Annotated in this window: 20 protein-coding genes, 1 tRNA gene and 1 other RNA gene; 17 read left to right on the forward strand and 5 right to left on the reverse strand. The window is 72.8% G+C overall.

Features of this window, described 5'->3' with window-relative positions:
* The first annotated feature begins 15 nt into the window (after positions 1-15).
* From FB557_RS10045 to rnpB, 6 genes are all read left to right on the forward strand, one after another.
* Positions 16-88 (forward strand) — tRNA-Val (locus tag FB557_RS10045).
* A gap of 1 nt (position 89) precedes the next feature.
* Positions 90-944 (forward strand): Nif3-like dinuclear metal center hexameric protein, encoded by an 855-nt coding sequence (locus FB557_RS10050; RefSeq protein WP_144857469.1) that lies wholly within the window; start codon positions 90-92, stop codon positions 942-944.
* Positions 941-1,672 carry a zinc ribbon domain-containing protein gene (locus FB557_RS10055; protein ID WP_144857470.1) on the forward strand — a complete coding sequence of 244 codons (732 nt, stop codon included), beginning with the start codon at positions 941-943 and terminating at the stop codon, positions 1,670-1,672. Before FB557_RS10050 ends, FB557_RS10055 begins: the two co-directional genes overlap by 4 nt.
* Positions 1,672-2,808, forward strand: coding sequence for a bifunctional RNase H/acid phosphatase (locus FB557_RS10060; protein WP_144857471.1), 1,137 nt, complete (start codon positions 1,672-1,674; stop codon positions 2,806-2,808). The genes FB557_RS10055 and FB557_RS10060 overlap by 1 nt, the downstream gene beginning before the upstream one ends.
* 26 nt (positions 2,809-2,834) lie before the next feature.
* Complete coding sequence (locus FB557_RS10065) at positions 2,835-4,325, forward strand: RNB domain-containing ribonuclease (RefSeq protein WP_144857472.1); 1,491 nt, start codon at positions 2,835-2,837, stop codon at positions 4,323-4,325.
* 36 nt (positions 4,326-4,361) lie between these two features.
* Positions 4,362-4,723: RNase P RNA component class A (rnpB, locus tag FB557_RS10070), an RNA gene on the forward strand.
* Here rnpB and FB557_RS10075 read toward each other — a convergent pair.
* The 3 genes from FB557_RS10075 to map are packed head-to-tail and all read right to left on the reverse strand — an operon-like array spanning position 4,717 to position 7,607.
* Complete coding sequence (locus tag FB557_RS10075; protein WP_281290057.1) at positions 4,717-5,955, reverse strand: APC family permease; 1,239 nt, start codon at positions 5,953-5,955, stop codon at positions 4,717-4,719. The genes rnpB and FB557_RS10075 overlap by 7 nt on opposite strands.
* Before the next feature lie 3 nt (positions 5,956-5,958).
* A complete protein-coding gene (gene ppgK / locus FB557_RS10080; RefSeq protein WP_144857474.1) occupies positions 5,959-6,714 on the reverse strand; it encodes a polyphosphate--glucose phosphotransferase in 756 nt (251 codons plus the stop codon).
* 17 nt (positions 6,715-6,731) lie between these two features.
* Entirely contained in the window at positions 6,732-7,607 is an 876-nt protein-coding gene (gene map / locus FB557_RS10085) for a type I methionyl aminopeptidase (RefSeq protein WP_144857475.1), read from the reverse strand.
* 16 nt (positions 7,608-7,623) lie between these two features.
* On the opposite strand from map, the gene FB557_RS10090 reads away from it, so the two are divergent.
* Positions 7,624-7,875, forward strand: a complete 252-nt coding sequence (locus FB557_RS10090; protein ID WP_342778932.1) for a methionine aminopeptidase — start codon at positions 7,624-7,626, stop codon at positions 7,873-7,875.
* Between the two features lie 28 nt (positions 7,876-7,903).
* Here FB557_RS10090 and FB557_RS10095 read toward each other — a convergent pair whose 3' ends face one another.
* On the reverse strand, positions 7,904-8,542 hold the full coding sequence (locus FB557_RS10095) for a class I SAM-dependent methyltransferase (RefSeq protein WP_144857476.1): 639 nt from the start codon (positions 8,540-8,542) through the stop codon (positions 7,904-7,906).
* A complete protein-coding gene (gene panB, locus FB557_RS10100; protein WP_144857477.1) occupies positions 8,539-9,423 on the reverse strand; it encodes a 3-methyl-2-oxobutanoate hydroxymethyltransferase in 885 nt (294 codons plus the stop codon). The genes FB557_RS10095 and panB overlap by 4 nt, the downstream gene beginning before the upstream one ends.
* A 177-nt stretch (positions 9,424-9,600) precedes the next feature.
* Here panB and FB557_RS10105 point away from each other — a divergent pair, with 177 nt between their 5' ends.
* From FB557_RS10105 to FB557_RS10150, 10 genes are all read left to right on the forward strand, one after another.
* The gene (locus FB557_RS10105) at positions 9,601-11,943 is read left to right on the forward strand and encodes an immune inhibitor A domain-containing protein (RefSeq protein ID WP_246074682.1); all 2,343 of its coding nucleotides are present in this window, start codon (positions 9,601-9,603) and stop codon (positions 11,941-11,943) included.
* 89 nt (positions 11,944-12,032) lie between these two features.
* Entirely contained in the window at positions 12,033-13,367 is a 1,335-nt protein-coding gene (locus tag FB557_RS10110) for a glutamine synthetase family protein (RefSeq protein ID WP_144857478.1), read from the forward strand.
* 3 nt (positions 13,368-13,370) lie between these two features.
* Positions 13,371-16,352, forward strand: coding sequence for a bifunctional [glutamine synthetase] adenylyltransferase/[glutamine synthetase]-adenylyl-L-tyrosine phosphorylase (locus FB557_RS10115; protein ID WP_144857479.1), 2,982 nt, complete (start codon positions 13,371-13,373; stop codon positions 16,350-16,352).
* 78 nt (positions 16,353-16,430) lie between these two features.
* Entirely contained in the window at positions 16,431-17,795 is a 1,365-nt protein-coding gene (gene hisD, locus FB557_RS10120) for a histidinol dehydrogenase (RefSeq protein ID WP_144857480.1), read from the forward strand.
* Positions 17,792-18,961, forward strand: a complete 1,170-nt coding sequence (locus tag FB557_RS10125; protein WP_144857481.1) for a histidinol-phosphate transaminase — start codon at positions 17,792-17,794, stop codon at positions 18,959-18,961. The genes hisD and FB557_RS10125 overlap by 4 nt, the downstream gene beginning before the upstream one ends.
* Complete coding sequence (hisB, locus tag FB557_RS10130) at positions 18,958-19,563, forward strand: imidazoleglycerol-phosphate dehydratase HisB (RefSeq protein ID WP_144857482.1); 606 nt, start codon at positions 18,958-18,960, stop codon at positions 19,561-19,563. The genes FB557_RS10125 and hisB overlap by 4 nt, the downstream gene beginning before the upstream one ends.
* Positions 19,564-19,582: 19 nt before the next feature.
* Positions 19,583-20,146, forward strand: coding sequence for a hypothetical protein (locus tag FB557_RS10135; RefSeq protein ID WP_144857483.1), 564 nt, complete (start codon positions 19,583-19,585; stop codon positions 20,144-20,146).
* Positions 20,143-20,760, forward strand: coding sequence for an imidazole glycerol phosphate synthase subunit HisH (gene hisH, locus FB557_RS10140; protein ID WP_144857484.1), 618 nt, complete (start codon positions 20,143-20,145; stop codon positions 20,758-20,760). Before FB557_RS10135 ends, hisH begins: the two co-directional genes overlap by 4 nt.
* Positions 20,757-21,491, forward strand: coding sequence for a bifunctional 1-(5-phosphoribosyl)-5-((5-phosphoribosylamino)methylideneamino)imidazole-4-carboxamide isomerase/phosphoribosylanthranilate isomerase PriA (priA, locus tag FB557_RS10145; RefSeq protein ID WP_144857485.1), 735 nt, complete (start codon positions 20,757-20,759; stop codon positions 21,489-21,491). The genes hisH and priA overlap by 4 nt, the downstream gene beginning before the upstream one ends.
* The gene (locus FB557_RS10150) at positions 21,488-22,195 is read left to right on the forward strand and encodes an SseB family protein (protein ID WP_144857486.1); all 708 of its coding nucleotides are present in this window, start codon (positions 21,488-21,490) and stop codon (positions 22,193-22,195) included. The genes priA and FB557_RS10150 overlap by 4 nt, the downstream gene beginning before the upstream one ends.
* The last annotated feature ends 189 nt before the right edge of the window (positions 22,196-22,384 follow it).

Here is a 22,384-nt window from a genome sequence, read left to right on the forward strand (position 1 = left end):
CGCCGCGCGAGGCCAGGGCCTGTAGCTCAGCTGGTAGAGCGCCACGTTTACACCGTGGATGTCGTCGGTTCGATCCCGGCCGGGCCCACATGAGCGTCACCGTGGGCGACGTCGTCGCCGTGCTCTCCCGTCTCTTCCCGCCGCAGAGCGCGCAGTCCTGGGACCAGGTCGGGCTGGTCACCGGCGACCTGGACCAGCCGGTCCGCCGGGTGCACGCTGCGGTCGACCCCACCCTCGCGGTGATCCAGGAGGCGCGCGACGCCGGCGCCGACCTGCTGCTGACCCACCACCCGTTGCTGCTGCGGGGGGTGCACTCGGTCGCGACGACGACGGCGAAGGGGGAGTCCGTGACCTCCCTCGTCGTCGGCGACGTGGCCCTCTACGTCGCCCACACCAACGCCGACTCCGCCGACCCGGGCGTGAACACCGCGCTCGCCGCAGCCGCCGGGATCGAGGCACCCGAGCCGCTGGCGATCGAGGAGGAGCGCCCGCTCGGGCTGGTCGGCAGGCTCGCCGCACCGCTGTCGCTGCGAGCGCTGGCGGAGCGGCTTCACGGCTCGCTGCCCGCGGCCCCGGGAGGGATCCGCGTGTCCGGACCCGCGGACGCGGCCATCGAGACGGTCGCGGTGATGGGCGGCGCCGGTGACGGCATGCTCGACGCGGTGCGCCGCAGCGGAGCCGACGCCTACGTCACCGCCGACCTGCGCCACCACCCCGCCCTCGAGGCCCGCGAGGAGTCCCGGGGCGGTCCGCCGTACCTCCTCGACGTCGGTCACTGGGCGGGGGAGTCGCTGTGGCTGTCCCGCGCCCTGACCGACCTGCTCTCCGGCCTCGCGGCGGACGGGCACGACCCGGCTACGGTGGACACCTACGTCAGCACCCTCTGCACCGACCCGTGGACCTTCACGGTCGGCGCGACCGGCCCCGAAGGAGCCCAGGATTGAAGGCCGACCCGAGCACCCAGCGCCGACTGCTCGACCTGCAGCAGATCGACACCCGGCTGCAGCAGATCGCCCACGCGAGGACCCGGATCCCGCAGCAGGCCGAGCTGACCGAGGCCGAGGCGCAGCTGGCCGGGGTCCGGGACGCGGTCGTCCTGGCCCAGACCCAGGTCAGCGACGTCGAGCGTGAGCTGCAGCGTGCCGAGGCCGATGTCCAGCTCGTCCGCGACCGGGCCGCGCGCGACCAGGCCCGGCTGGACTCCGGGCAGGGCAGCGCGAAGGACCTGCAGGCTCTGCAGCACGAGCTGGAGTCCCTCGCCCGGCGCCAGTCCGAGCTCGAGGACGTCGAGCTGGAGGTCATGGAGCGCGCCGAGGAGCGCCGCGGCGCCCTCGAGGAGGCGAGCGCGCGAGAGCCCGGCCTGGTCGAGGAGGTCGAGCGGCTCCGCTCGGAGGTCGCCGCCGCCCGCGCCGTCCTCGACCGAGACGAGCAGGAGGTGAGCGCCCCTCGCGACGGCATCGCGGCCGAGATCGAGGACCCGCTGCTCGCCCTCTACGACCGGATCCGGGCCCAGTCCGGCGGTCTGGCCGCCGCCGAGCTGACGGCGCGGCGGTGCGGCGGGTGCCAGCTCGAGCTCAACCCCGTCGACCTCGAGCGGATCAGCGCGCTGCCACCCGACGAGGTGGCGCGCTGCGAGGAGTGCGGGCGCATCCTCGTGCGCCCCGGCGAGTGATGCCCAGACGGCTGCGCCTCGAGGCCGACGGCGGATCGAGGGGCAACCCGGGGGTGGCCGGGTACGGCGCGCTCCTGCGGGACGCCGACAGCGGTGATCTGCTCGTCGAGCTGGCCGCGCCGCTGGGCACGGCGTCGAACAACGTCGCCGAGTACCGCGGCCTCATCGCCGGCCTCGAGGCGGCGCAACGGATCGGCGCTGACGTCGAGGTCGAGGCGGCGCTGGACTCCAAGCTCGTCGTCGAGCAGATGTCCGGGCGGTGGAAGATCAAGCACGCCGACATGCGCGCCCTCGCGCTCGAGGCGAGGAAGCTCGCCGACGCCATCGTCGCGGCGGGCGGGTCGGTCCGCTACTCCTGGGTCCCCCGCGCCGACAACGCCGACGCCGACGCGCTCTCCAACCGCGCCATGGACGGGGAGACCATCGAGCGGTGGCACGTCGCCACCGAGGAGGGAGGGGCCGACCCCGACGAACTCGAGCCGACCTCCGACGCCCAGCAGCTCCCCCTTCGCCCGCCGCCGCACCCGGGTGAGCCCACCCGGATCGTCCTCGTGCGCCACGGGGTCACCCGGCTCACCGAGGAGGGGCGGCTCGACGGGCGCGGCGGCGTCGACCCGGACCTCACCGAGACCGGTCACGAGCAGGCGCGCAGCGCTGCCGCAGCCGTCGCGGCCCTCGTCGGGGAGAGCGAGGCCACCGTGATCAGCTCGTCCTTGGCACGGGCCCGCCAGACCGCGGCCCACGTCGGGGCCGCCCTGGGCGCGGAGGTCGAGACCGACGCCGAGTGGGACGAGCAGTCCTTCGGCACATGGGACGGGGAGGCGGTCGGCGATCTCGTCGCGCGCGACGCCGAGGCCTTCCGGGCGCTGCGCGACGACGCCGCCTACGCCCCGCCGGGAGGGGAGTCCCACGACGACCTGACCGCCCGGGTGCTCCCCGCCTGGGAGGCCGTCGTAGCCCGCGGGGGGACCGTGGTGGTCGTCTGCCACCGCAAGCCGATCCTCGTCGTCCTCGCCCACGTCCTCGGGCTCGCCCACGACCGCATCTGGCGCCTTGCCGGCGCGCCGGGCTCGCTCACCGCCATCGAGGCCTGGCCCGACGGCCACGCCGTCGTCGCCTTCACCAACCGCACCTAGCCGACCCGACGACCTAGGCTGCGGCCATGCCTGCGCAGCGCCCACGGACGATCCGCCCGACCCGCACGACGCTCCCGAGCGGGGTGCCCGGCGGCGACGGCTCTGCCCTCCACGAGCGCTTCGAGCAGATCCGCGACGAGCTCGAGGTGCCGGCGGAGTTCCCCGACGACGTCCTGGCCGAGGCCTCCCGGGTCGCGGAGCAGCCGCTGCACCTCCCCGGCCGCGACGAGACCGACGTGCCCTTCTTCACCATCGACCCCCCGGGTTCGATGGACCTCGACCAGGCGATGCACCTGGAGCGCGACGGGGAGGGACACCGGGTGCGCTACGCGATCGCCTACCTCGACGCCTTCGTCGCGCCCGGGGGAGCCGTCCACGCCGAGGCCCGGCGCCGTGGCCAGACGATCTACTCACCGGACACCCGGACACCGCTGCACCCACCCGTCTTCTCCGAGGGGGCCGCCAGCCTGCTCCCAGGACAGCGCACCCCGGCCTACGTCTGGGACCTCCGGCTGGACGCCGAGGGTGAGGTGGTCCGGCACGAGCTCTACGCGGCGATGGTCCGCTCGGTCGACCGGCTCGACTACGACCAGGCCCAGGCAGAGCTCGACGACGGCGACGGCGAGGGCCGCATCGCGCTGCTCGCCGAGGTCGGGCGGCGCCGCATCGCCCTGGAGGAGGCCCGCGGCGGTGCCACCCTGCCGATGCCAGAGCAGGAGGTGGTGCTCGGCGCGGACGGCCAGGTCGAGCTGACCTTGCGACCCCTGCTGCCGGTCGAGCGCTTCAACGCGCAGATCTCGCTCATGACGGGGATGGTCGCAGGCGAGCTGATGCTCTCGGGGCGGGTCGGGGTGCTGCGCACCATGCCCGCGCCCGAGGACCGAGCGATCCGACAGCTGCGGGCGGTGGCGCTCGGGCTCGGGGTCGATTGGCCGCGCGAGTATGGCTACGGCGAGCTGCTCCGCTCGCTCGACGTGAGCGACCCGGCTCACCTCGCGCTCGTGCACGAGGCGACGATGCTCTTCCGCGGGGCCGGGTACACCGCCTTCGACGGTGAGCTGCCTGAGGAGACCGAGCAGGCCGCGATCGCTGCGCCCTACGCCCACGTCACCGCACCCCTGCGCCGCCTGGTCGACCGCTTCGGTCTCGCGGTGTGCGCGGCGATCAGCTCCGGGGACGAGGCGCCGGGCTGGGCGCGCGAGGCGCTGCCCGACCTGCCCGAGATCATGGAGCGCTCCGGGCGTCTGGCGGGAGCGGTCGAGCGGGCCTGCACCGACACCGTCGAGGCCGTGGTGCTCGCAGGTCGCGTCGGCGATCGACTGCCGGCGGTCGTCGTCGACGACGCGACCGGCCGCAGCGGGGGTCAGGTCGAGGTGCAGCTGCAGGACCCGCCCGTCCTCGCGCGCGCGAGCCACGACACCGGGACGAAGGGGGTCGAGCTCGGGTCGGCGGTGACGGTCCGGGTCGTGACCGCCGATGTCGCGTCCAGCCGGGTCGAGCTCGAGATCGTCGGCTGACGCTGCCGCCCCGCGGGTGGGTATCCTGGTCCCGGATGAGTCGGCCGGACGGCCGCGGCGTCTCGGCGTCGAGGAAAGTCCGGGCTCCGAAGGGCAAGGTGGTGGCTAACGGCCACCCGGGGCGACCCGCGGGACAGTGCCACAGAGAGCAGACCGCCGGTGCCTGGCGCCGGTAAGGGTGAAACGGTGGTGTAAGAGACCACCAGCGGGCCGGGTGACCGGTCCGGCTAGGTAAACCCCACCTGGAGCAAGTCCAGACAGTGCGCGTCACCAGGGCGGCCCGCCCGAGCGCACGGGTAGGACGCTAGAGGTCGTCGGTGACGGCGACCCCAGATGGATGGCCGTCGCGCGCCGCTCGCGGCGCGTCACAGGACCCGGCTTACAGGCCGGCTCATCCCCCTTCGCCCCCCGCTGTCCGCGCCGTGTGCGACAGCCACCCGGTGGCCGCCCCGACGAGCAGGACCAGCACCCCGGACACCAGCGAGGTGAGGGGGAGGGCGAGCGCCACGACGAGGCACCCGATCATCCCGAGCACGGGGATGGACCGAGCGAGCGCACCCGCCGGGAGCGTCGCGGCGCTGGCGTTGGCGATCGCGTAGTAGGCCAGGACGCACACGCTGCTGAAGCCGATGACGGCCCGGACGTCGAAGAGGACGACGAGAAGGACCACGGCGAGCGCCACGCTCAGCTCCGCGGCGACCGGGACCCCACGCTGATCGACCCGTGCGAGGAGGTGCGGCAGGTAGCGGTCGCGAGCCATGGCGAGCACGGTGCGAGAGACCCCGAGGAGCAGGGCCAGCAGGGCGCCGGTGGCCGCCACGCCGGCGACGACACGCAGCACCGGACCAAGCCACGGCACCCCGGAGATCTCCGCCGCCTCGGCCAGCGGCGAGACCCGCGCGCTGAGCCACTCGCTGCCGACCGATCGCAGCAGCGCGACGGCCACGAGGAGGTAGATCACGGCAACCGCGGAGAGGGCGATGAGGACCGCCCGGGGGATGGCGCGGGCCGGGTCGCGCACCTCCTCGCCCAGGGTCGCGATGCGGGCGTAGCCGGCGAAGGCGAAGAAGAGGAAGCCGGCGCCCTGAAGCACGCCGAGCACCCCGACCGGGTCGCTGCGAGGAGCGGACTCGACGAGCAGCTCGGGCGGCGCGAGGAGCATGACGGCGACGAAGGCGAGCAGGCCCGCGATGACGACGGCGGCGATCACCGTCGCTGCACGGGCGCTGCGCTGGACGCCGAGGAGGTTCAGCGCGAGCACCGCCAGGACGACCACGACCGCCAGGCTGGTGCTGCGGCCCGGCGCGAGGTAGGCGCCGACGGTGAGCGCCATCGCCGCCGACGATGCCGTCTTGCCCACGACGAAGGCCCAGCCCGCGAGGTGGCCCCACGGCGTGCCCAGGCGCTCGCGCCCGTAGACGTAGGCCCCACCGGACTCCGCGTACCGGGCGGCGAGCCGGGCGCTGCTGTGCGCGTTGAGACCGGCCACGACCACCGCGATCGCCAGCGCGAGGAGCAGGAGGTCGCCCGACGCGCGCGCCGCCGGTGCGAAGGCGACGAAGACGCCGGCGCCGATCATGGTCGCCAGGCCGACGGCGACCGCGTCAGGGGTCCCCAGGCGCCGCTCGATGGGTCAGCTCTCCCGCGCCGCCAGGTAGGCCGCCCCGATGATGCCCGCCTTGTTCTTCAGCTTCGCGGGCACGATCTCGGTGCGGATCTGCAGCAACGGCAAGAACTCGTCGGCGCGCTTGCTGATGCCGCCGCCCACGACGAAGAGCTCGGGCCAGAAGAGGTCCTCGACCCGCCGGTAGTAGGTGGTGAGCCGTTGCGCCCACTCCTCCCAGTCCAGCTCCTCGCGGTCGCGTGCCGACTCCGCGGCCCGGGTCTCGGCGTCATGACCGTCGATCTCGAGGTGGCCGAGCTCGGAGTTGGGCACGAGGTCGCCGTCGAGCAGCATCGCGCTGCCGATGCCCGTACCGAGGGTGGTGAGGATGACCAGCCCGTCCTGCTTCTTCGCCGCGCCGAACTGGCCCTCGGCGACCCCGGCGGCATCGGCGTCGTTGACCAGGGTCACCGGGCGGCCGAGGCGCTCGGTGAACAGCTCGCGGGCGTCGCAGTCGATCCACGAGGGGTCGATGTTCGCCGCGCTGCGGGCGACGCCGTGGGTGACGACCGCCGGCAGGGTGATACCGACCGGCGCGCCCTTCTTCAGCGAGAAGTGCTCGACGATCTCCGCGACGACCTCGCTCACCGCCTCCGGGGTCGCAACGTCCGGGGTGGGGATCCGGAGCCGGTCGTCGGCGAAGGCGCCCCTGTCCAGGTCGACCGGCGCGCCCTTGATCCCGCTCCCGCCGATGTCGACGCCCAGCGCGTGCTCTTTCTTACCCATTGGTGATCGCCTTCGACTCAGGGGAGGGTGAGGATCTCGTGGCCGTCCTCGGTGATGAGGATGGTGTGCTCGAACTGTGCCGAGCGAGCCAGGTCCTTGGTGACGACGGTCCAGTCGTCGTCCCACATGGTCCACTCGTGCGTGCCGAGGTTGAGCATCGGCTCGACGGTGAAGGTCATGCCCGGCTCGATGACGGTGTCGTAGCCGGGGGCCGCGTCGTAGTGAGGGATGACCAAGCCGGAGTGGAACGCGCTGCCGATGCCGTGGCCGGTGAAGTCACGGACCACGCCGTAGCCGAACCGGGCCGCGTACTTCTCGATGACCATCCCGATGACGTTGATCTGGCGGCCCGGACGGGCGGCCTTGATCCCGCGCATCATCGCCTCGTGGGTGCGCTCGACGAGCAGGCGCGACTCCTCGTCGACCTCACCGACGAGGTAGGTGGCGTCGGTGTCGCCGTGGACGCCGTCGACGAAGGCGGTGATGTCGATGTTGACGATGTCACCGTCCTGCAGCGGCCGGTCGTCGGGGATGCCGTGGCAGATCACCTCGTTGACCGAGGTGCACACCGACTTCGGGAAGCCCCGGTAGCCCAGGGTCGAGGGGTACGCGCCGTGGTCGAGCAGGTACTCGTGGGCGACCGCGTCGAGCCGGTCGGTGCTCACGCCAGGGGCGATCTCGGCCGCAGCCGCGGCCAGCGCCCGGGCAGCGATCCTGCCGGCGACGCGCATCCGCTCGATCGTCTCGGCGTCCTTGACCTCGCTCCCGGTGAAGGGGGCGGGCGCCGGCTTGTCGACGTACTCGGGTCGGGCGATCGTGGCCGGCACCGGGCGGCGTGGTGAGACCGCACCAGCACGGACCTGGTGGTCGGGACGTACGGCTGCTCCAGGCATAGGGTCGAGTGTAGGCATGGGCCGACGACGGCCCCGACACGAGAGAGGGATCACCGCGATGGTCTTCTGGTACAACATCGAGTCCGGCGAGGTCGAGGCCGACGAGGTCAAGTCGAAGGGGGAGAACCTCATGGGCCCCTACGACACCGAGGCGGAGGCGCGGGACGCGCTCGCGACCGCGGCCGAGAAGACCGAGAAGTGGGACGAGGAGGACAAGGCCTGGGAGGAGAAGGGCTGGGGGTCCGCCGCGGACGACGGGTCCTGCTGACCCTCCCTTCGCCTCCCGCGCAGCCGCCTCAGGACCGTCGGTAGAGGGCGAGGCAGTACGACCCGTCGCCGGGCCACCGCTCGCCACCCCAGCCGGCATAGCGCCGCACGAGCGAGAGACCGGCGGCGAAGGCCGCCCGCTCGACCTCGGCGACGCCGAGCGCCGAGGCGCCCTCGGGCTGGTGGCCCGGCAGGGACCAGCCGGCCACGAGCAGGCCGTCCGCGGCGAGATGGGCCCGGAGCCGCCGTAGGGCGGCGACGAGGGTCCCGTCGGCGAGGAAGGGCAGGACGTTGCCGGCGAGCAGGACGATGTCGAAGGCCTGGGTGCGCAGCTCGAGGGTGGAGATATCGGCGACGACGAATCGGGTGAGGTCGTCGAGCTCCTCGGCGACCTCGATCATGTGCGGGTCAGCGTCGACCCCGACGACGTCGTGACCCAGCCGGGTCAGCTCGGTCGCGACCCTGCCGGTGCCGCAGCCGGCGTCGAGGACGCGGATCGGCGCGGGCCGCAGCGCGTGCACGAAGCGGGCCTCGCCGTGGATGTCGACCCCGTCGGCGAGGAGGGCGTCGAAGTGACGCTGGTAGGCATTGGCCGCGTCGATCCCCCCGCTGACCTCGGACCATCGGGTCCGGATCTGCGGGGAGTCGAAGGGGGGAGGCTCGCTCATGACTCGAAGGAATGCTCTGCCGCCGGGAAGGAACCGTCCTTGACCTCCCGCACGTACTCGCCGGCCGCACGGGCCAGCTCGCCACGCAGGTCGGCGTACTTCTTGACGAAGCGTGGCGCCTTGCCGCCGCGCAGCCCCGCCATGTCCTGCCAGACGAGCACCTGGGCGTCGCAGTCCGGGCCGGCGCCGATCCCGACGGTGGGGATCGACAGGGCCTCGGTGACCGCCGCGGCGGTCGGGGCGGGGACCATCTCGAGCACGACGGCGAAGGCACCGGCCTGCTCGACCGCGCGCGCGTCGGCGAGGGTCTTCTCCGCCGCGTCGCCGCGCCCTTGGACCCGGTAGCCGCCGAGGGTGTGCTCGCTCTGGGGGGTGAATCCGATGTGGGCGCAGACGGGGATCCCGCCGCGGACGAGACGCTCGATGGTCGGAGCCATCTCGGCGCCCCCTTCGAGCTTGACCGCGTGCGCCAACCCCTCCTTCATGAACCGGCTGGCGGTGAGATAGGCCTGCTCTGGCGAGGCCTGGTAGCTGCCGAAGGGGAGGTCGGCCAGGACGAGGGCGCGCCGGGCACTCACCGCGACGCCTCGGGTGAGGGCGATCATCTGCTCGACGGTCACCGGGAGGGTGGTCTCGTAGCCGAAGACGTTGTTGCCCGCGGAGTCACCGACGAGCAGCACCTCGACCCCGGCCTCGTCGAAGATCTCGGCCGCATACATGTCGTAGGCGGTGAGCATCGTCCAGCGCTCGCCCGTCGAGGTCATCTCGTGCAGGTGCGGGATCCGGATGCGGCGCGGTGGCGATGAGGCTGCCCCGCTGGCGGGGCCACCCCCGTACGGCGGCTGGGGCTGGTCCGGCTGCGCGGGTCCGTTCTCAGGCATGGCGCCAGGGTAGCCACCCGGCTGCCGGCGGAGCCGAGGGAGCGAGATGGTCAGGCGGCGGTAAAGATCGGTTCAAGATCCGACAAGTTGCTTCCAGGGGAGAGGAATCAGTTGGTTGAGTGCAGCCACAGCCGCGCGGCGACGGAGCCCGCGGTCCGGAACGGAAGAAGTCACCCTGTGAGTAGACGCCACACCACGGCTCTGGCCGGCATCGCTTCCTCTGCGCTCATCCTCGCGATGGTCCCGATGTCCTCCTCCTCCGCGGCCCCAACCGCCGCGCCCCCGGCGGATCAGGACTCCGCCCAGCCTGCACAGACCGATGACAAGCCCCACCCGCTCGAGGAAGAACGCCGCCGGCTCCGTGAGGCCGCCGTCGACCAGCTCGTCCGAGGCGAGGCGAAGGTGACCACTCGGGCCGGCAAGGAGGTGATCGAGGTCGAGGGTGCTGCGCCGCCGAAGAACGCGCGGGCTCGCGCCGCTCAGAAGCCGTCTCGCTACGTCGAGTACGACGTCGACCGGACGGCCAACCTCTTCACGATCCTCACCGACTTCGGCGACCAGACCAAGCAGCCCCAGGGGGGCGAGCCGGGCCCGGTGCACAACGAGATCGAGAAGCCCGACCGGATCTGGGACGGCAACGCCACGGACGACAACTCGACCATCTGGAAGAAGAACTTCAACCGCAAGCACTACCGGCAGCTGATGTTCCACAAGCGCAAGGAGTCGATGCGGCACTTCTACCAGAAGCAGAGCAACGGCCGTTTCCTCCTCCAGGGCGACGTGAGCAACTGGGTGACCGTGCCCTACAACGAGGCCCGCTACGGTCACAACCCGGTCTCCGGCGACGGTACCTCCGAGGCCGAGGGCTACTGGAACTACATCAAGGACACCGCCACCGCCTGGTACGAGGACCAGCGTGCCCAGGGCAAGACCAAGCGCGAGATCAAGCAGTACCTCGCGCAGTTCGACGTCTGGGACCGTTACGACCACGACGCCGACGGAGACTTCAACGAGCCGGACGGCTACATCGACCACTTCCAGGCAATCCACGCCGGCGAGGGCGAGGAGGCCGGCGGCGGAGCGCAGGGTGAGGACGCCATCTGGTCGCACCGGTGGTACGCCTTCTCCAACGGCATCGGCCGCTCCGGGCCTCAGGGCAACCTCCTCGGAGGAGTGCCGCTCGGTGACTCGGGCATCTGGATCGGTGACTACACCACCGAGCCGGAGAACGGTGGTCTGGGCGTCTTCGCCCACGAGTTCGGCCACGACCTCGGCCTTCCCGACCTGTACGACACTGCCGGCGGTGACAACGGCACCGGCTTCTGGACGCTGATGTCCGGCGGTAGCTGGCTGAACGACGGCACCGTGGACATCGGCTCGAGCCCCGGCTACATGGGCGCCTGGGAGAAGCTCCAGCTGGGCTGGTCCGACGTGCAGACCGTCGAGGCCGGCAAGCGCGCGCAGACCGTGCCGGTCGGCCCGGCGGACCGGGACGACCCGGATCTGCCGCAGGCGGTCGCGGTGACCCTGCCGGACAAGAAGATCACCACCGACTACAACACCCCGCACTCGGGCTCCTCCGAGTGGTGGAGCGGGTCCGCAGACGACCTGAACAACACCCTCACCCGCAGCGTCGACCTCTCCGGAGTCACGTCGGCGTCGATGTCGGCGTGGATCGCTCACGATATCGAGGAGGGCTACGACTTCCTCGTCGCGGAGGCCCGGCCGAAGGGGGGAGCGACCTGGCAGCAGGTCGGGCCCACCATCGACGGCGGCGACATGAGCTGGACCGAGTACACCTTCGACCTGTCGGCCCTCGCCGGACAGGAGATCGAGGTCAGGTTCCGTTACCAGACCGACGGCGGGGTGCACCTCAAGGGTGCCTTCATCGACGACGTGCGGATCACCGCCGACGGTCAGGTCCGCCTCGACGACGACGTGGAGTCCGGGGACAACGGCTGGAGCGCTGACGGCTTCACCCGGATGGGTGGCTCGACCACCGAGACCGTCTCGCACTACTACCTCGCGGAGAACCGGGTGTACTCCGGGTACGACGCCTACCTGAAGACCGGGCCATACAACTTCGGGTGGGCCAGCACCAAGCCGAACTGGGTGGAGCGCTTCCCCTACCAGGACGGTCTGCTCGTCTGGTACATCGACAACGAGTACTCGGACAACAACACCTCCCAGCACCCCGGTCACGGCCAGGTGCTCCCGGTGGACGCCCGGCCCGACCCGATCACCTTCCGTGACGGGGTCAAGCTCGGCAACCGGCGGCAGCCCTTCGACGCGACCTTCGGCCGGCAGCGCACCGACAAGGTGACCTTCCATCGCAACGGCATGGCCGAGCGGGTGCGTTCGCAGCGCCCCGAGCGGACCTTCGACGACCTCGACCCGAACCGGTACTGGACCGCCGACAACCCGCTGGGCTCGACCAAGGTCGCGGGGACCGGCACCCAGATCAAGGTGATCGCCGAGTACGGGGACAACATGGTGCTCAAGGTGCGCAAGCGCTCCTAGAGCACGGCGGACACACCACTCGAACGGACCCCGGGGCGACGCACCGCGCCGCCCCGGGGTCCGTTCGTCGGGTACGGCAGGATGGGGTCATGGATCGCCAGCAGGAGTTCGTCCTTCGCACCATCGAGGAGCGTGACATCCGCTTCGTGCGGCTGTGGTTCACCGACGTCCTCGGCACACTGAAGTCGGTCGCGATCGCGCCCGCGGAGCTCGAGGGGGCCTTCGCCGAGGGGATCGGCTTCGACGGCAGCGCGATCGAGGGGTTCACCCGCGTCTACGAGGCGGACATGCTGGCCAAGCCGGACCCCTCGACCTTCCAGGTGCTGCCCTGGCGTGGCGAGAAGCCGGGCACCGCCCGGATGTTCTGCGACATCACCCTCCCGGACGGCAGCCCGGCCCTGGCCGACGCACGCTACGTGCTGCGGCGCACCCTCTCCCGGGCCGCCGACATGGGCTTCTCCTTCTACACCCACCCCGAGATCGAGTTCTTCCTGCTCAAGCAGGGCACCCCCGATGCCGCGCCGGTCCCGGTCGACCAGGGCGGCTACTTCGACCACGTGCCCAAGGGCACCGCCCACGACTTCCGCCGGGCCGCGATCACGATGCTCGAGCAGGTCGGGATCTCCGTCGAGTTCAGCCACCACGAGGGCGCGCCGGGGCAGAACGAGATCGACCTGCGCTACGCCGATGCCCTGTCCACCGCGGACAACATCATGACCTTCCGCACCGTGATCAAGGAGGTAGCGCTCGAGCAAGGCATCTACGCGACCTTCATGCCCAAGGTCTTCGCCGACCACCCGGGATCGGGCATGCACACCCACATGTCACTCTTCGAGGGCGACTCCAACGCCTTCTTCGAGCCGGGGGCGCCCTACTCGCTGAGCAAGACCGGTCGCCAGTTCATCGCCGGCCTGCTGCACCACGGCCGCGAGTTCACCCTCATCACCAACCAGTGGGTCAACAGCTACAAGCGGCTCTGGGGCGGGGGAGAGGCGCCGGCGCACCTCACCTGGGGGCACAACAACCGCTCCGCGATGGTTCGGGTCCCGATGTACAAGCCGCACAAGGCGCAGAGCAGCCGGGTCGAGGTGCGCACCGTCGACGCCGCCTGCAACCCCTACCTCGCCTTCTCGGTGATGCTCGCCGCGGGGCTGAAGGGCATCGAGGAGGGCTACGACCTGCCCGCCGAGACCGAGGACGACGTCTGGCAGCTCACCGATCGCGAGCGGCGCGCGATGGGCATCAAGCCGCTCCCCGCGTCGCTGTCGGAGGCGATCGAGGCGATGGAGTCCAGCGAGCTCGCCGCCGAGACCCTTGGCGAGCACGTCTTCGACTTCGTCCTGCGCAACAAGCAGCAGGAGTGGCACGACTACCGCAACCAGGTCACCCCCTTCGAGCTCGAGCACCTGCTGCCGCGGTTGTAGCCCATGCCTGACGACACCGGTGGCCGCACCCCCTCGGCCGACCTCTCCCGGCACGGGATCCTCGACACCCGGCGCGGGCACCAGCTCATCGAGGACCCGGCGCTGGACCCGCTGACCGGGCTGCGCGGCGAGGTGCTCGACGCGCTCGCGACGACCGCGGACCCCGACGCCGCCCTGCTCGGCCTGGTCCGCCTGCTCGAGGTCGCGAAGGGGGAGAGCGCCACCGGCCTCGTCGAGGCCCTGCGCACCGACCCCGCTGCGCGGGACCGGGTGCTCGGGGTGCTCGGGGCGTCCTCGGCGCTCACCGACCACCTCGTCGCCCACCCGGAGCACTGGCGCGACGTCGCCGCCGCCGAGGAGCTCGCGCCGCAGGAACGGGTCGAGGCGATGCTCGCCGCGGTCCGCGAGCCGGACGGGCTCGACCCCCAGGACGCCCTGCGGGTGGAGTACCGACGTCAGCTCTGTGGCATCACCGCCCGCGACGTCAGCGCACCCGACCCTGCCGAGCACCTGCCGAGCACGGCGAGCGCGCTCGCCGACCTCGCCGGGGCCGCGCTCGAGGCCGCGGTCGACATCGCCTCCCGCGAGGCGCCCGAGGACGCGCACCGCTGCCGCCTCGCGGTGATCGGCATGGGCAAGAGCGGCGGCCGCGAGCTGAACTACCTCTCCGACGTCGACGTGATCTTCGTCGCCGAAGCCCGCGACGGGTGCGACGAGGACGAGGCGCTGGCCGCCGCTACCCGGATCGCGACGCGGATGATGGCGGTCTGCTCGGCGTCGACGAGCCACGGCTCGCTGTGGCCGGTCGACGCGGCGCTGCGGCCCGAGGGCAAGCAGGGCCCGCTCGTGCGCACCGTCGCCAGCCACAAGACGTACTACGAGCGGTGGGCCAAGACCTGGGAGTTCCAGGCCCTGCTCAAGGCGCGCCCCGTCGCTGGCGACGCCGACCTCGGCCAGGCCTACCTCGAGGCGATCCGCCCCTTCGTCTGGGAGGCCTCCTCACGAGAGGACTTCGTCGACGACGTCCAGGCGATGCGGCGCCGGGTCGAGGACCACATCCCCTCCGGCGAGGCCGCCCGCCAGATCAAGCTCGGCCCCGGCGGGCTGCGTGACGTGGAGTTCAGCGTCCAGCTGCTCCAGCTGGTCCACGGCCGGGCCGACCCGTCAGTGCGCTCGGGGACCACGCTCGTCGCCCTCGACGCCCTCGCCCGCGGCGGCTACATCGGCCGGGAGGACGCCGCCACCCTCGACCACGCCTACCGGGTGCTGCGCGCCCTGGAGCATCGCATCCAGCTGCGGCGGTTGCGCCGCACCCACCTCATGCCGACCGCGGAAGCCGAGCTGCGCGTCCTCGGCCGGGCGATGAAGATCTTCGCCGATCCCGCCGACTCGGTGACCTCCCTTCGCAAGGAGCAGTCGGTCGAGGTGCGGCGGCTGCACGAGCGCCTCTTCTACCGCCCGCTCCTCTCCGCGGTGGCCAAGCTCTCGACCGACGAGGTCCGTCTCTCGCCCGAGGCGGCCAAGGACCGCCTCCTCGCGCTCGGGTACCGCGACCCCGACGGGGCGCTGCGCCACCTCCAGGCCCTGACCGACGGGGTGAGCCGGACCGCCTCCATCCAGAAGCAGCTGCTTCCGGTGATGCTCGGCTGGTTCGCCGACGAGGCCGACCCGGACGCGGGCCTGCTCGCCTTCCGCAAGGTCAGCGAGTCGCTCGGGACGACGCACTGGTACCTGCGCCTGCTGCGCGACGAAGGGGAGGCGGCGCACACCCTCGCGACCGTCCTCGGCGCGAGCCGCTTCGCCGCCGACCTGCTCCTCGCCAGCCCCGAGGCGGTGCAGATGCTCGGCGAGAGCACCGGGCTCGAGCCGCGCTCGCGTCAGGACGTCCTCGGCCGGATGCGGGCTGCCGCCGGCCGCAAGGACGACCTCGAGGCGGCGATCGGCTCGATCCGCTCGATCCGGCGCGCGGAGTACTTCCGGATCGCGGTGGCCGACCTCACCGAGCAGATCAGCCTCGACGAGGTCGGCGTCGCCCTGACCGATCTCACGAGCGCCACGATCGACGCCGCGCTCGAGGTCGTCGTCGCCGACGTCGAGGGCTCCCTCGGCCGCGAGCTCGGGACCGACCTACTCGTCGTGGGGATGGGCCGGCTCGGTGGCGCCGAGTCCGGGTACAGCAGCGACGCCGACGTCCTCTTCGTCCACGACCCGCACGACGGGGTCGGTGACCAGGAGGCGCAGGAGGGCGCGCTGGAGGTCGTCCGGCGGTTGCAGAAGGCGCTCGGGACCCCCGGGTCGGACCCCCCGCTCGGGCTCGACGCCGACCTGCGCCCGGAGGGCCGGTCCGGGCCGATCATCCGCAGCCTGGCCTCCTACCGCGCGTACTACGAGCGCTGGTCCGAGCCATGGGAGGCCCAGGCGCTGCTGCGGGCGGCGCCGGTCGCCGGTGACGCCGACCTCGGCGAGCGCTTCACCGCGCTGATCGACCCCCTGCGCTGGCCCGAGGGCGGCCTCTCCGTCGACGCCATGCGTCAGGTGCGCCGGCTCAAGGCCCGGATGGAGGGCGAGCGCCTGCCGCGGGGCGCCGACCGGCGCGCCCACTTCAAGCTCGGCTACGGCGGGCTCTCCGACGTCGAGTGGACCGTCCAGCTGCTGCAGATGCAGCACGCCCACTCGGTGCCGGGTCTGCGCACGACCCGCACGCTGCGCGCGCTCGCCGCCGCCGAGGAGGCCGATCTGGTGAGCACCGAGGACGCGGCCGTGCTGCGCCGGGCCTGGTCGCTCGCCTCCCGGCTGCGCAACGCCGGGATGCTCGCGCGCGGCCGACCCGTGGACTCGGTCCCGTCCAACGCCCGCGAGTCCGACGGGGTGGCCCGCATCGTCGGCCTGCCCCCGCAGTCCGGGTCGACCCTGGCCGACTCCTACCGTCGCGCGACCCGGCACGCCCGGGCGGTCGTGGACCGAGTCTTCTACGGGGAGAGCTGAGCTCACCCCTTCGCCTTGGCCGGTGGGCCGATGAGACGGGGCGAAGGGGGACCGCGCGGCGAACCTAGGATGGTCGCCATGCTCTCGACGACCGATCTGCGTGGCACCGCCTTGTCGGTGGCCGAGCTGCGCGCGGCGCTGCCGCGCGCCGAGTACGACGTCGAGGCGGCGCTGGGCGCCGTGGCTCCCATCGTCGCCGACGTGCAGGACCGCGGGGCGGCGGCCCTGCTGGACTGCGCCGAGCGGTTCGACGGGGTGCGACCGGAGCGGCTCCGGGTGCCCGCCGACGTCCTCACCGCCGCGCTGGAGATGCTCGACCCCGACGTCCGCCGCGCCCTCGAGGTCTCGATCGAGCGCGCCCGGGCCGTGCACGCCGACCAGGTCCGTACCGACACGACGACCCAGGTGGCTCCCGGAGGCACCGTGACCGAGCGCTGGGTCTCGGTCGAGCGGGTGGGCCTCTACGTCCCGGGCGGGCTGGCCGTCTACCCCTCGTCGGTCGTGATGAACGTCGTGCCCGCCCAGATCGCCGGGGTCGGCTCCCTCGCCGTCGCCAGCCCGCCCCAGCGCGACAACCCCGACGCGCTGACGGGCTACCCGCACCCCACGATCCTTGCCGCCTGCGCGCTGCTCGGGGTCGACGAGGTCTACGCCATGGGCGGGGCGCAGGCGATCGCGGCCTTCGCCCACGGCTTCACGGACACCACCGCACCGACAGAGGGGGGAGCGCACCCCCGGTGCGAGCCGGTCAGCCTGGTGACCGGTCCGGGCAACGTCTACGTCGCCGCGGCCAAGCGGATGCTCAAGGGCCTCATCGGCATCGACTCCGAGGCCGGGCCGACCGAGATCGCGGTGCTCGCCGACGCCACCGCCGACCCCGACCACGTCGCCGCCGACCTCGTGAGCCAGGCCGAGCACGACCCGCTCGCCGCCTCGGTCCTCGTGACCGACAGCCCGGAGCTGGCCGACGCGGTCGACGCGGCGGTGGCCCGCCGGGCGGACGCCACGAAGCACCGCGAGCGGGTGCGCACGGCCCTGACCGGCAAGCAGTCGGGCACCGTCCTCGTCGACGACCTCGACGCCGGCCTCGCCGTGGTCGACGCCTACGCCGCGGAGCACCTCGAGGTCATCACCGCAGACGCCGACACGGTCGCGGCGCGGGTGCGCAACGCCGGAGCGGTCTTCGTCGGCCCGTACAGCCCGGTGTCGCTGGGGGACTACGCGGCGGGCAGCAACCACGTGCTGCCTACCGGCGGCTGCGCCTGCCACAGCAGCGGGCTGTCGGTGCAGTCCTTCCTGCGAGGGATCCACGTCATCCGGTACGACGAGGCCGCCCTCGCCGAGGTCGCCCCGCACGTCGTGACGCTCGCCGAGGCAGAGGACCTGCCCGCCCACGGCGAGGCCGTCACCGCGCGCACCGACCCGCAGGGCGCGCCGCGATGAGTCGGATACCGGAGGTCGAGGCCGCGCTGCGCCCCGACCTGCGCGGACGCACCGCCTATGGCGCTCCCCAGCTCGACGTCGCCGTGCAGCTGAACACCAACGAGAGCAGCTACCCGGTGCCGGGCGAGGTGATCGCCGACGCCCTGGACCGGCTCCGGACCGACCTCGAGGGGCTGAACCGCTACCCCGACCGGGAGTTCTCCAGCCTCCGCGCCGCACTCGCCGACTACCTCGCGATGCAGTCCGGCGTCCGCCTCTCGCCGGCACAGCTGTGGGCCGGGAACGGCAGCAACGAGGTGCTCCAGCACCTCGTCCAGGCGTTCGGGGGCCCAGGGCGGACCGCCATCGGGTTCACGCCCGCCTACTCGATGCACCCGATCATCGCCGAGACCCTCGGCACCCGCTGGGTCGACGGCCAGCGTCACGCCGAGAGCTTCGACCTCGACGTCGACTCCGCCGCCGAGCAGGTGCGTGCCTGCGACCCGGACCTCGTCCTGCTCTGCTCGCCGAACAACCCGACCGGCACCGCGCTGCCCTTCGCCGCGATCGAGACCGTGCTTGCCGCGGCGCCGCGCGCGATCGTCGTCGTCGACGAGGCCTATGCCGAGTTCGCCCGGCCCGGGACCCGTTCGGCGCTGGAGCTGCTCGGCGACCACCACCGCCTCGTCGTGACCCGGACCATGAGCAAGGCCTTCACCCTGGCCGGTGCCCGGCTCGGCTATCTCGCCGCCCACCCCGACCTCGTCGACGCGCTCCGGCTGGTGCGCCTGCCGTACCACCTCTCCACGCCCACCCAGGCGGTGGCCGAGGTCGCCCTGCGCCACGCGCCCGCGCTGCTCGCGACCGTCGACGCGATCAAGGCCGAGCGTGACCGCCTCGTCGAGGAGCTGGCCGCGATGGGCCTGCGGCCCGTGCCGAGCGATGCGAACTTCGTCCTCTTCGGCGGGCTCGCCGACGCGGCGGAGACGTGGGAGGCTCTCCTGGCCGCCGGGGTGCTCGTGCGCGACATCGGGATCCCCGGGCACCTGCGGGTCACCGCCGGGACCCCGGAGGAGACCAGCCGCTTCCTCGAGGCGATGGGCGACCTCGTGCCGGAGCACCTCGACCATGCCCAGCGCCCCGCCGATCGACCCGCAGCCCACCGGCACCACGGAGGCACCTCATGAGCGAGCACCGCACCGCGACCATCACCCGCTCCACCTCGGAGAGCTCGGTGGAGCTGACCCTCGACCTCGACGGCACCGGGCGCAGCTCGGTCCAGACCGGGGTGCGCTTCTACGACCACATGCTCGCCTCCCTGGCCAAGCACGCCCTGATCGACCTCGACGTCCGCGCGAGCGGCGACGTCGACGTCGACGCGCACCACACCGTCGAGGACGTAGCCATCGTGCTCGGGGACGCCCTGCGCGAGGCGCTCGGCGACAAGTCGGGGATCTCCCGGTTCGGCGACGCGACGGTGCCCCTGGACGAGGCCCTCGTCCACGCGGTGGTCGACGTCGCGGGACGCCCGTACGTCGTCCACACCGGCGAGCCGGCGGGCCAGGAGCACGTCGTCATCGGAGGCAACTTCATCGGCTCGCTCACCCGGCACGTCTTCGAGTCGCTGGCCCACCACGCGGGGATCGCCCTGCACGTGCGGGTGCTCTCCGGCCGCGACCCGCACCACGTCGTCGAGGCCCAGTTCAAGGCCGTCGCGAGGGCGCTGCGCGCCGCCGTGGCCCGGGACCCGCGCGTCGAGGGCATCCCGAGCGCGAAGGGCTCGCTCTGATCGTGGGACCGCGCCGACGATGACCGCGGTCGTCCTGCTGCAGGCCTCCGCTCCCGCGGCCGCGTCGTGGGTGCGCCAAGGGGTCGTGCCCTGCCACGTCGCCGCCGCGGGCCGGTGGGCCGTCGTCGTGCCGCATCCCGGCGCAGCCTCTGCGCCACCCCCGTACGACGACGCGGTGAGCGTGCTGCTCTCGCGCGCCACGCACCGTCTGGGGCCGTCGATCGGGGCCGCCGTCACCGGCGACACCGCCGTGCTCACCACCCAACGCCCCGGATTCCGCACCCTGGCCCGGTGGGCCGTCCGGCCACGCCTCGGCCCGGTGGTACGCACCCCCGGGCTGGCCCCCCTTCGTCCGGGCGACCTCGCGCCCCTCTCCGGGGGTCGGCGCTCCGAGGGTGAGCTGGCCACCCTGCTGCGCCGGCGGGGCCAGACCGCCCACGAGTGGCTCGCCGACGTGCTCGGCTCCCTCGGTCTGCCCGGGGGCGACATCATCGTCAGTGGCGACGTCGCGGGCCCGCTCGTCGAACCCCACGAGCGCTCCGTCGCCGCCTTCGCCAGCGCCCTGAAGGATGTCCGCCCATGACCGCCTCCGTCGTCGTCCTCGACTACGGCAGCGGCAACGTCCGCTCCGTCGTCCGGGCCCTCGAGCATGTCGGCGCCAGCGTCGAGCTCACCGCCGACCCGGCCCGCGCCGCCGGGGCCGACGGGCTGCTCGTCCCAGGGGTCGGCAACTTCCATGCCTGCATCGCCGGCCTGAGAGCGGCCCGGGGTGAGGAGCTCGTGCGCGCCCGCGTGGCCCGCGACGCCCCGGTGCTGGGCATCTGCGTCGGCCTCCAGGTCCTTTACGACGGCTCGACCGAGCACTCCGCCGCCGCCGAGCCCGGGATGGGGATCTGGCGCGGGCGGGTCGAGCGCCTACCGGCCGACGTCGTTCCGCACATGGGGTGGAGCCCGGTGCGACCGGGGCCTGGGTCGGCCCTGTTCGAGGGGCTCGCCGACGAGCGCTTCTACTTCGTCCACTCCTATGCCGTCCCCGACGACGGCGAACGGGCCAGCCGCGTCGTCTCCACGGCCGAGCACGGGCACCGTTTCGTCGCCGCCGTCGAGGACGGCCCGCTGTCCGCGACGCAGTTCCACCCGGAGAAGTCCGGGGATGCCGGGCTGCGCCTACTGAAGAACTGGGTGAGATCACTGTGAATGACCGAGCTCTCGAGCTGCTGCCGGCCGTCGACGTCTCCGAGGGGCGCGCCGTCCAGCTCGTCCAAGGGGTCGCCGGCAGCGGGGGCCAGTTCGGCGACCCGGTCGAGGCGGCGCTGCAGTGGCAGCGTGAAGGTGCGACCTGGCTGCACCTGGTCGACCTCGACGCCGCCTTCGGCAAGGGCAGCAACGCCGATCTGCTCGCGCAGATCGTCGGACGGCTCGACATCGCCGTCGAGATGAGCGGCGGGATCCGGGACCAGGCCTCGCTGGAGCGCGCCCTTGCCACCGGCTGCCGCCGGGTCAATCTCGGCACGGCCGCACTGGAGGACCCCGCGTGGACCGCCCGGGCGGTCGCCGAGCACGGCGACCGGGTCGCGGTCGGTCTCGACGTGCGAGGGACGACCCTGGCCGCACGCGGATGGACCAGCGAAGGGGGAGACCTCTGGGAGACCCTCGAGCGCCTCGACCGCGAGGGCTGCGCCCGCTACGTCGTCACCGACGTGGCCAAGGACGGGATGCTCGCCGGGCCCAACCTCGAGCTCCTGCGCTCGGTGTGCTCACGCACCGAGGCGCCGGTCGTGGCCTCCGGCGGGGTGACGACACGAGATGACGTCGCCGCGCTGCGCACCCTCGTCCCGGACGGGGTCGAGGGGGCGATCATCGGGTCCGCGCTGTACCGGGGCACGCTCACGCTGGCCGATGCCATCGCCGCAGCGGGGCCGCAGTGACCCCGGGCCGAGGCGACGACCACGCCGGCTCCGCAGACTCCGCCGGGGTGCCCTGGGGAGGACGCACCCTGCCGAGCACGGGGTTCGAGGGGGACGACGGCACGCGCCCACCCTCGCTCGATGCTGCCCTGGGTCAGGGCGACGCCGTGCTCGTCGAGGGACTTCGGGGCGTCCGGCTGCTCGTGCCGGTGACCGCGGTACCTGGCGAGGCCGAGACCGACATGGCCGTGGTGCTCCTCGACCACCCCGACGGCCGGACCGCGCTGCCGGTCTTCAGCTCACTGGGTGACCTCGCCGCCTTCGACCCCTCGCTCCGGCCGGTGCCGGTGACGAGCGAGCGCGCGGCAGAGGCGGCGGTGACCGAGCGTGCTCACCTCATGGTGCTCGACTGCGCGAGCGACCACGCCGTCGAGATCCGGCCCAGCATGATGTGGGCGCTGGCCCAGCGCCAGCCCTGGACCCCAGCTCACGAGGACCCCTTCGTGCGTACGGCAGTGCACGGCGCGCTCTCGACCCACGACGAGGTCATCGAGCACTCGCTCGAGCCCGGGGACGCCCCCGGTCTCCTGGTCGTCGAGCTCGTCCTCGTGCCCGGCCTGTCCAGGGAGCGGCTGGAGTCGCTGGTGACCGATGTCGGTGAGCGGCTCGCGAGCGACGGCGAGCTGCGCGCCCGGGTCGACGAGATGTCCTTCCGGGTGCGCTGAGGCTCTCTCGGCGCGCGAAGCGGGCCGAGCGCCCCCTCGATTGGTGATGCGAGGGCCACGCGCGCTATCCTTGGCGATCGACCGGTCGCGTACGTTCGTGCGCGGCGCAAGAGAGGCCTCACCGCTTCCACCCAAGTCGAGCACGATCAGGTATCGCTCGTCCGGGTCTTCAGGTCGCGACGTCCTCGT

It is taken from the genome of Marihabitans asiaticum (assembly GCF_007828725.1).
GTDB lineage: Bacteria > Actinomycetota > Actinomycetes > Actinomycetales > Dermatophilaceae > Marihabitans > Marihabitans asiaticum.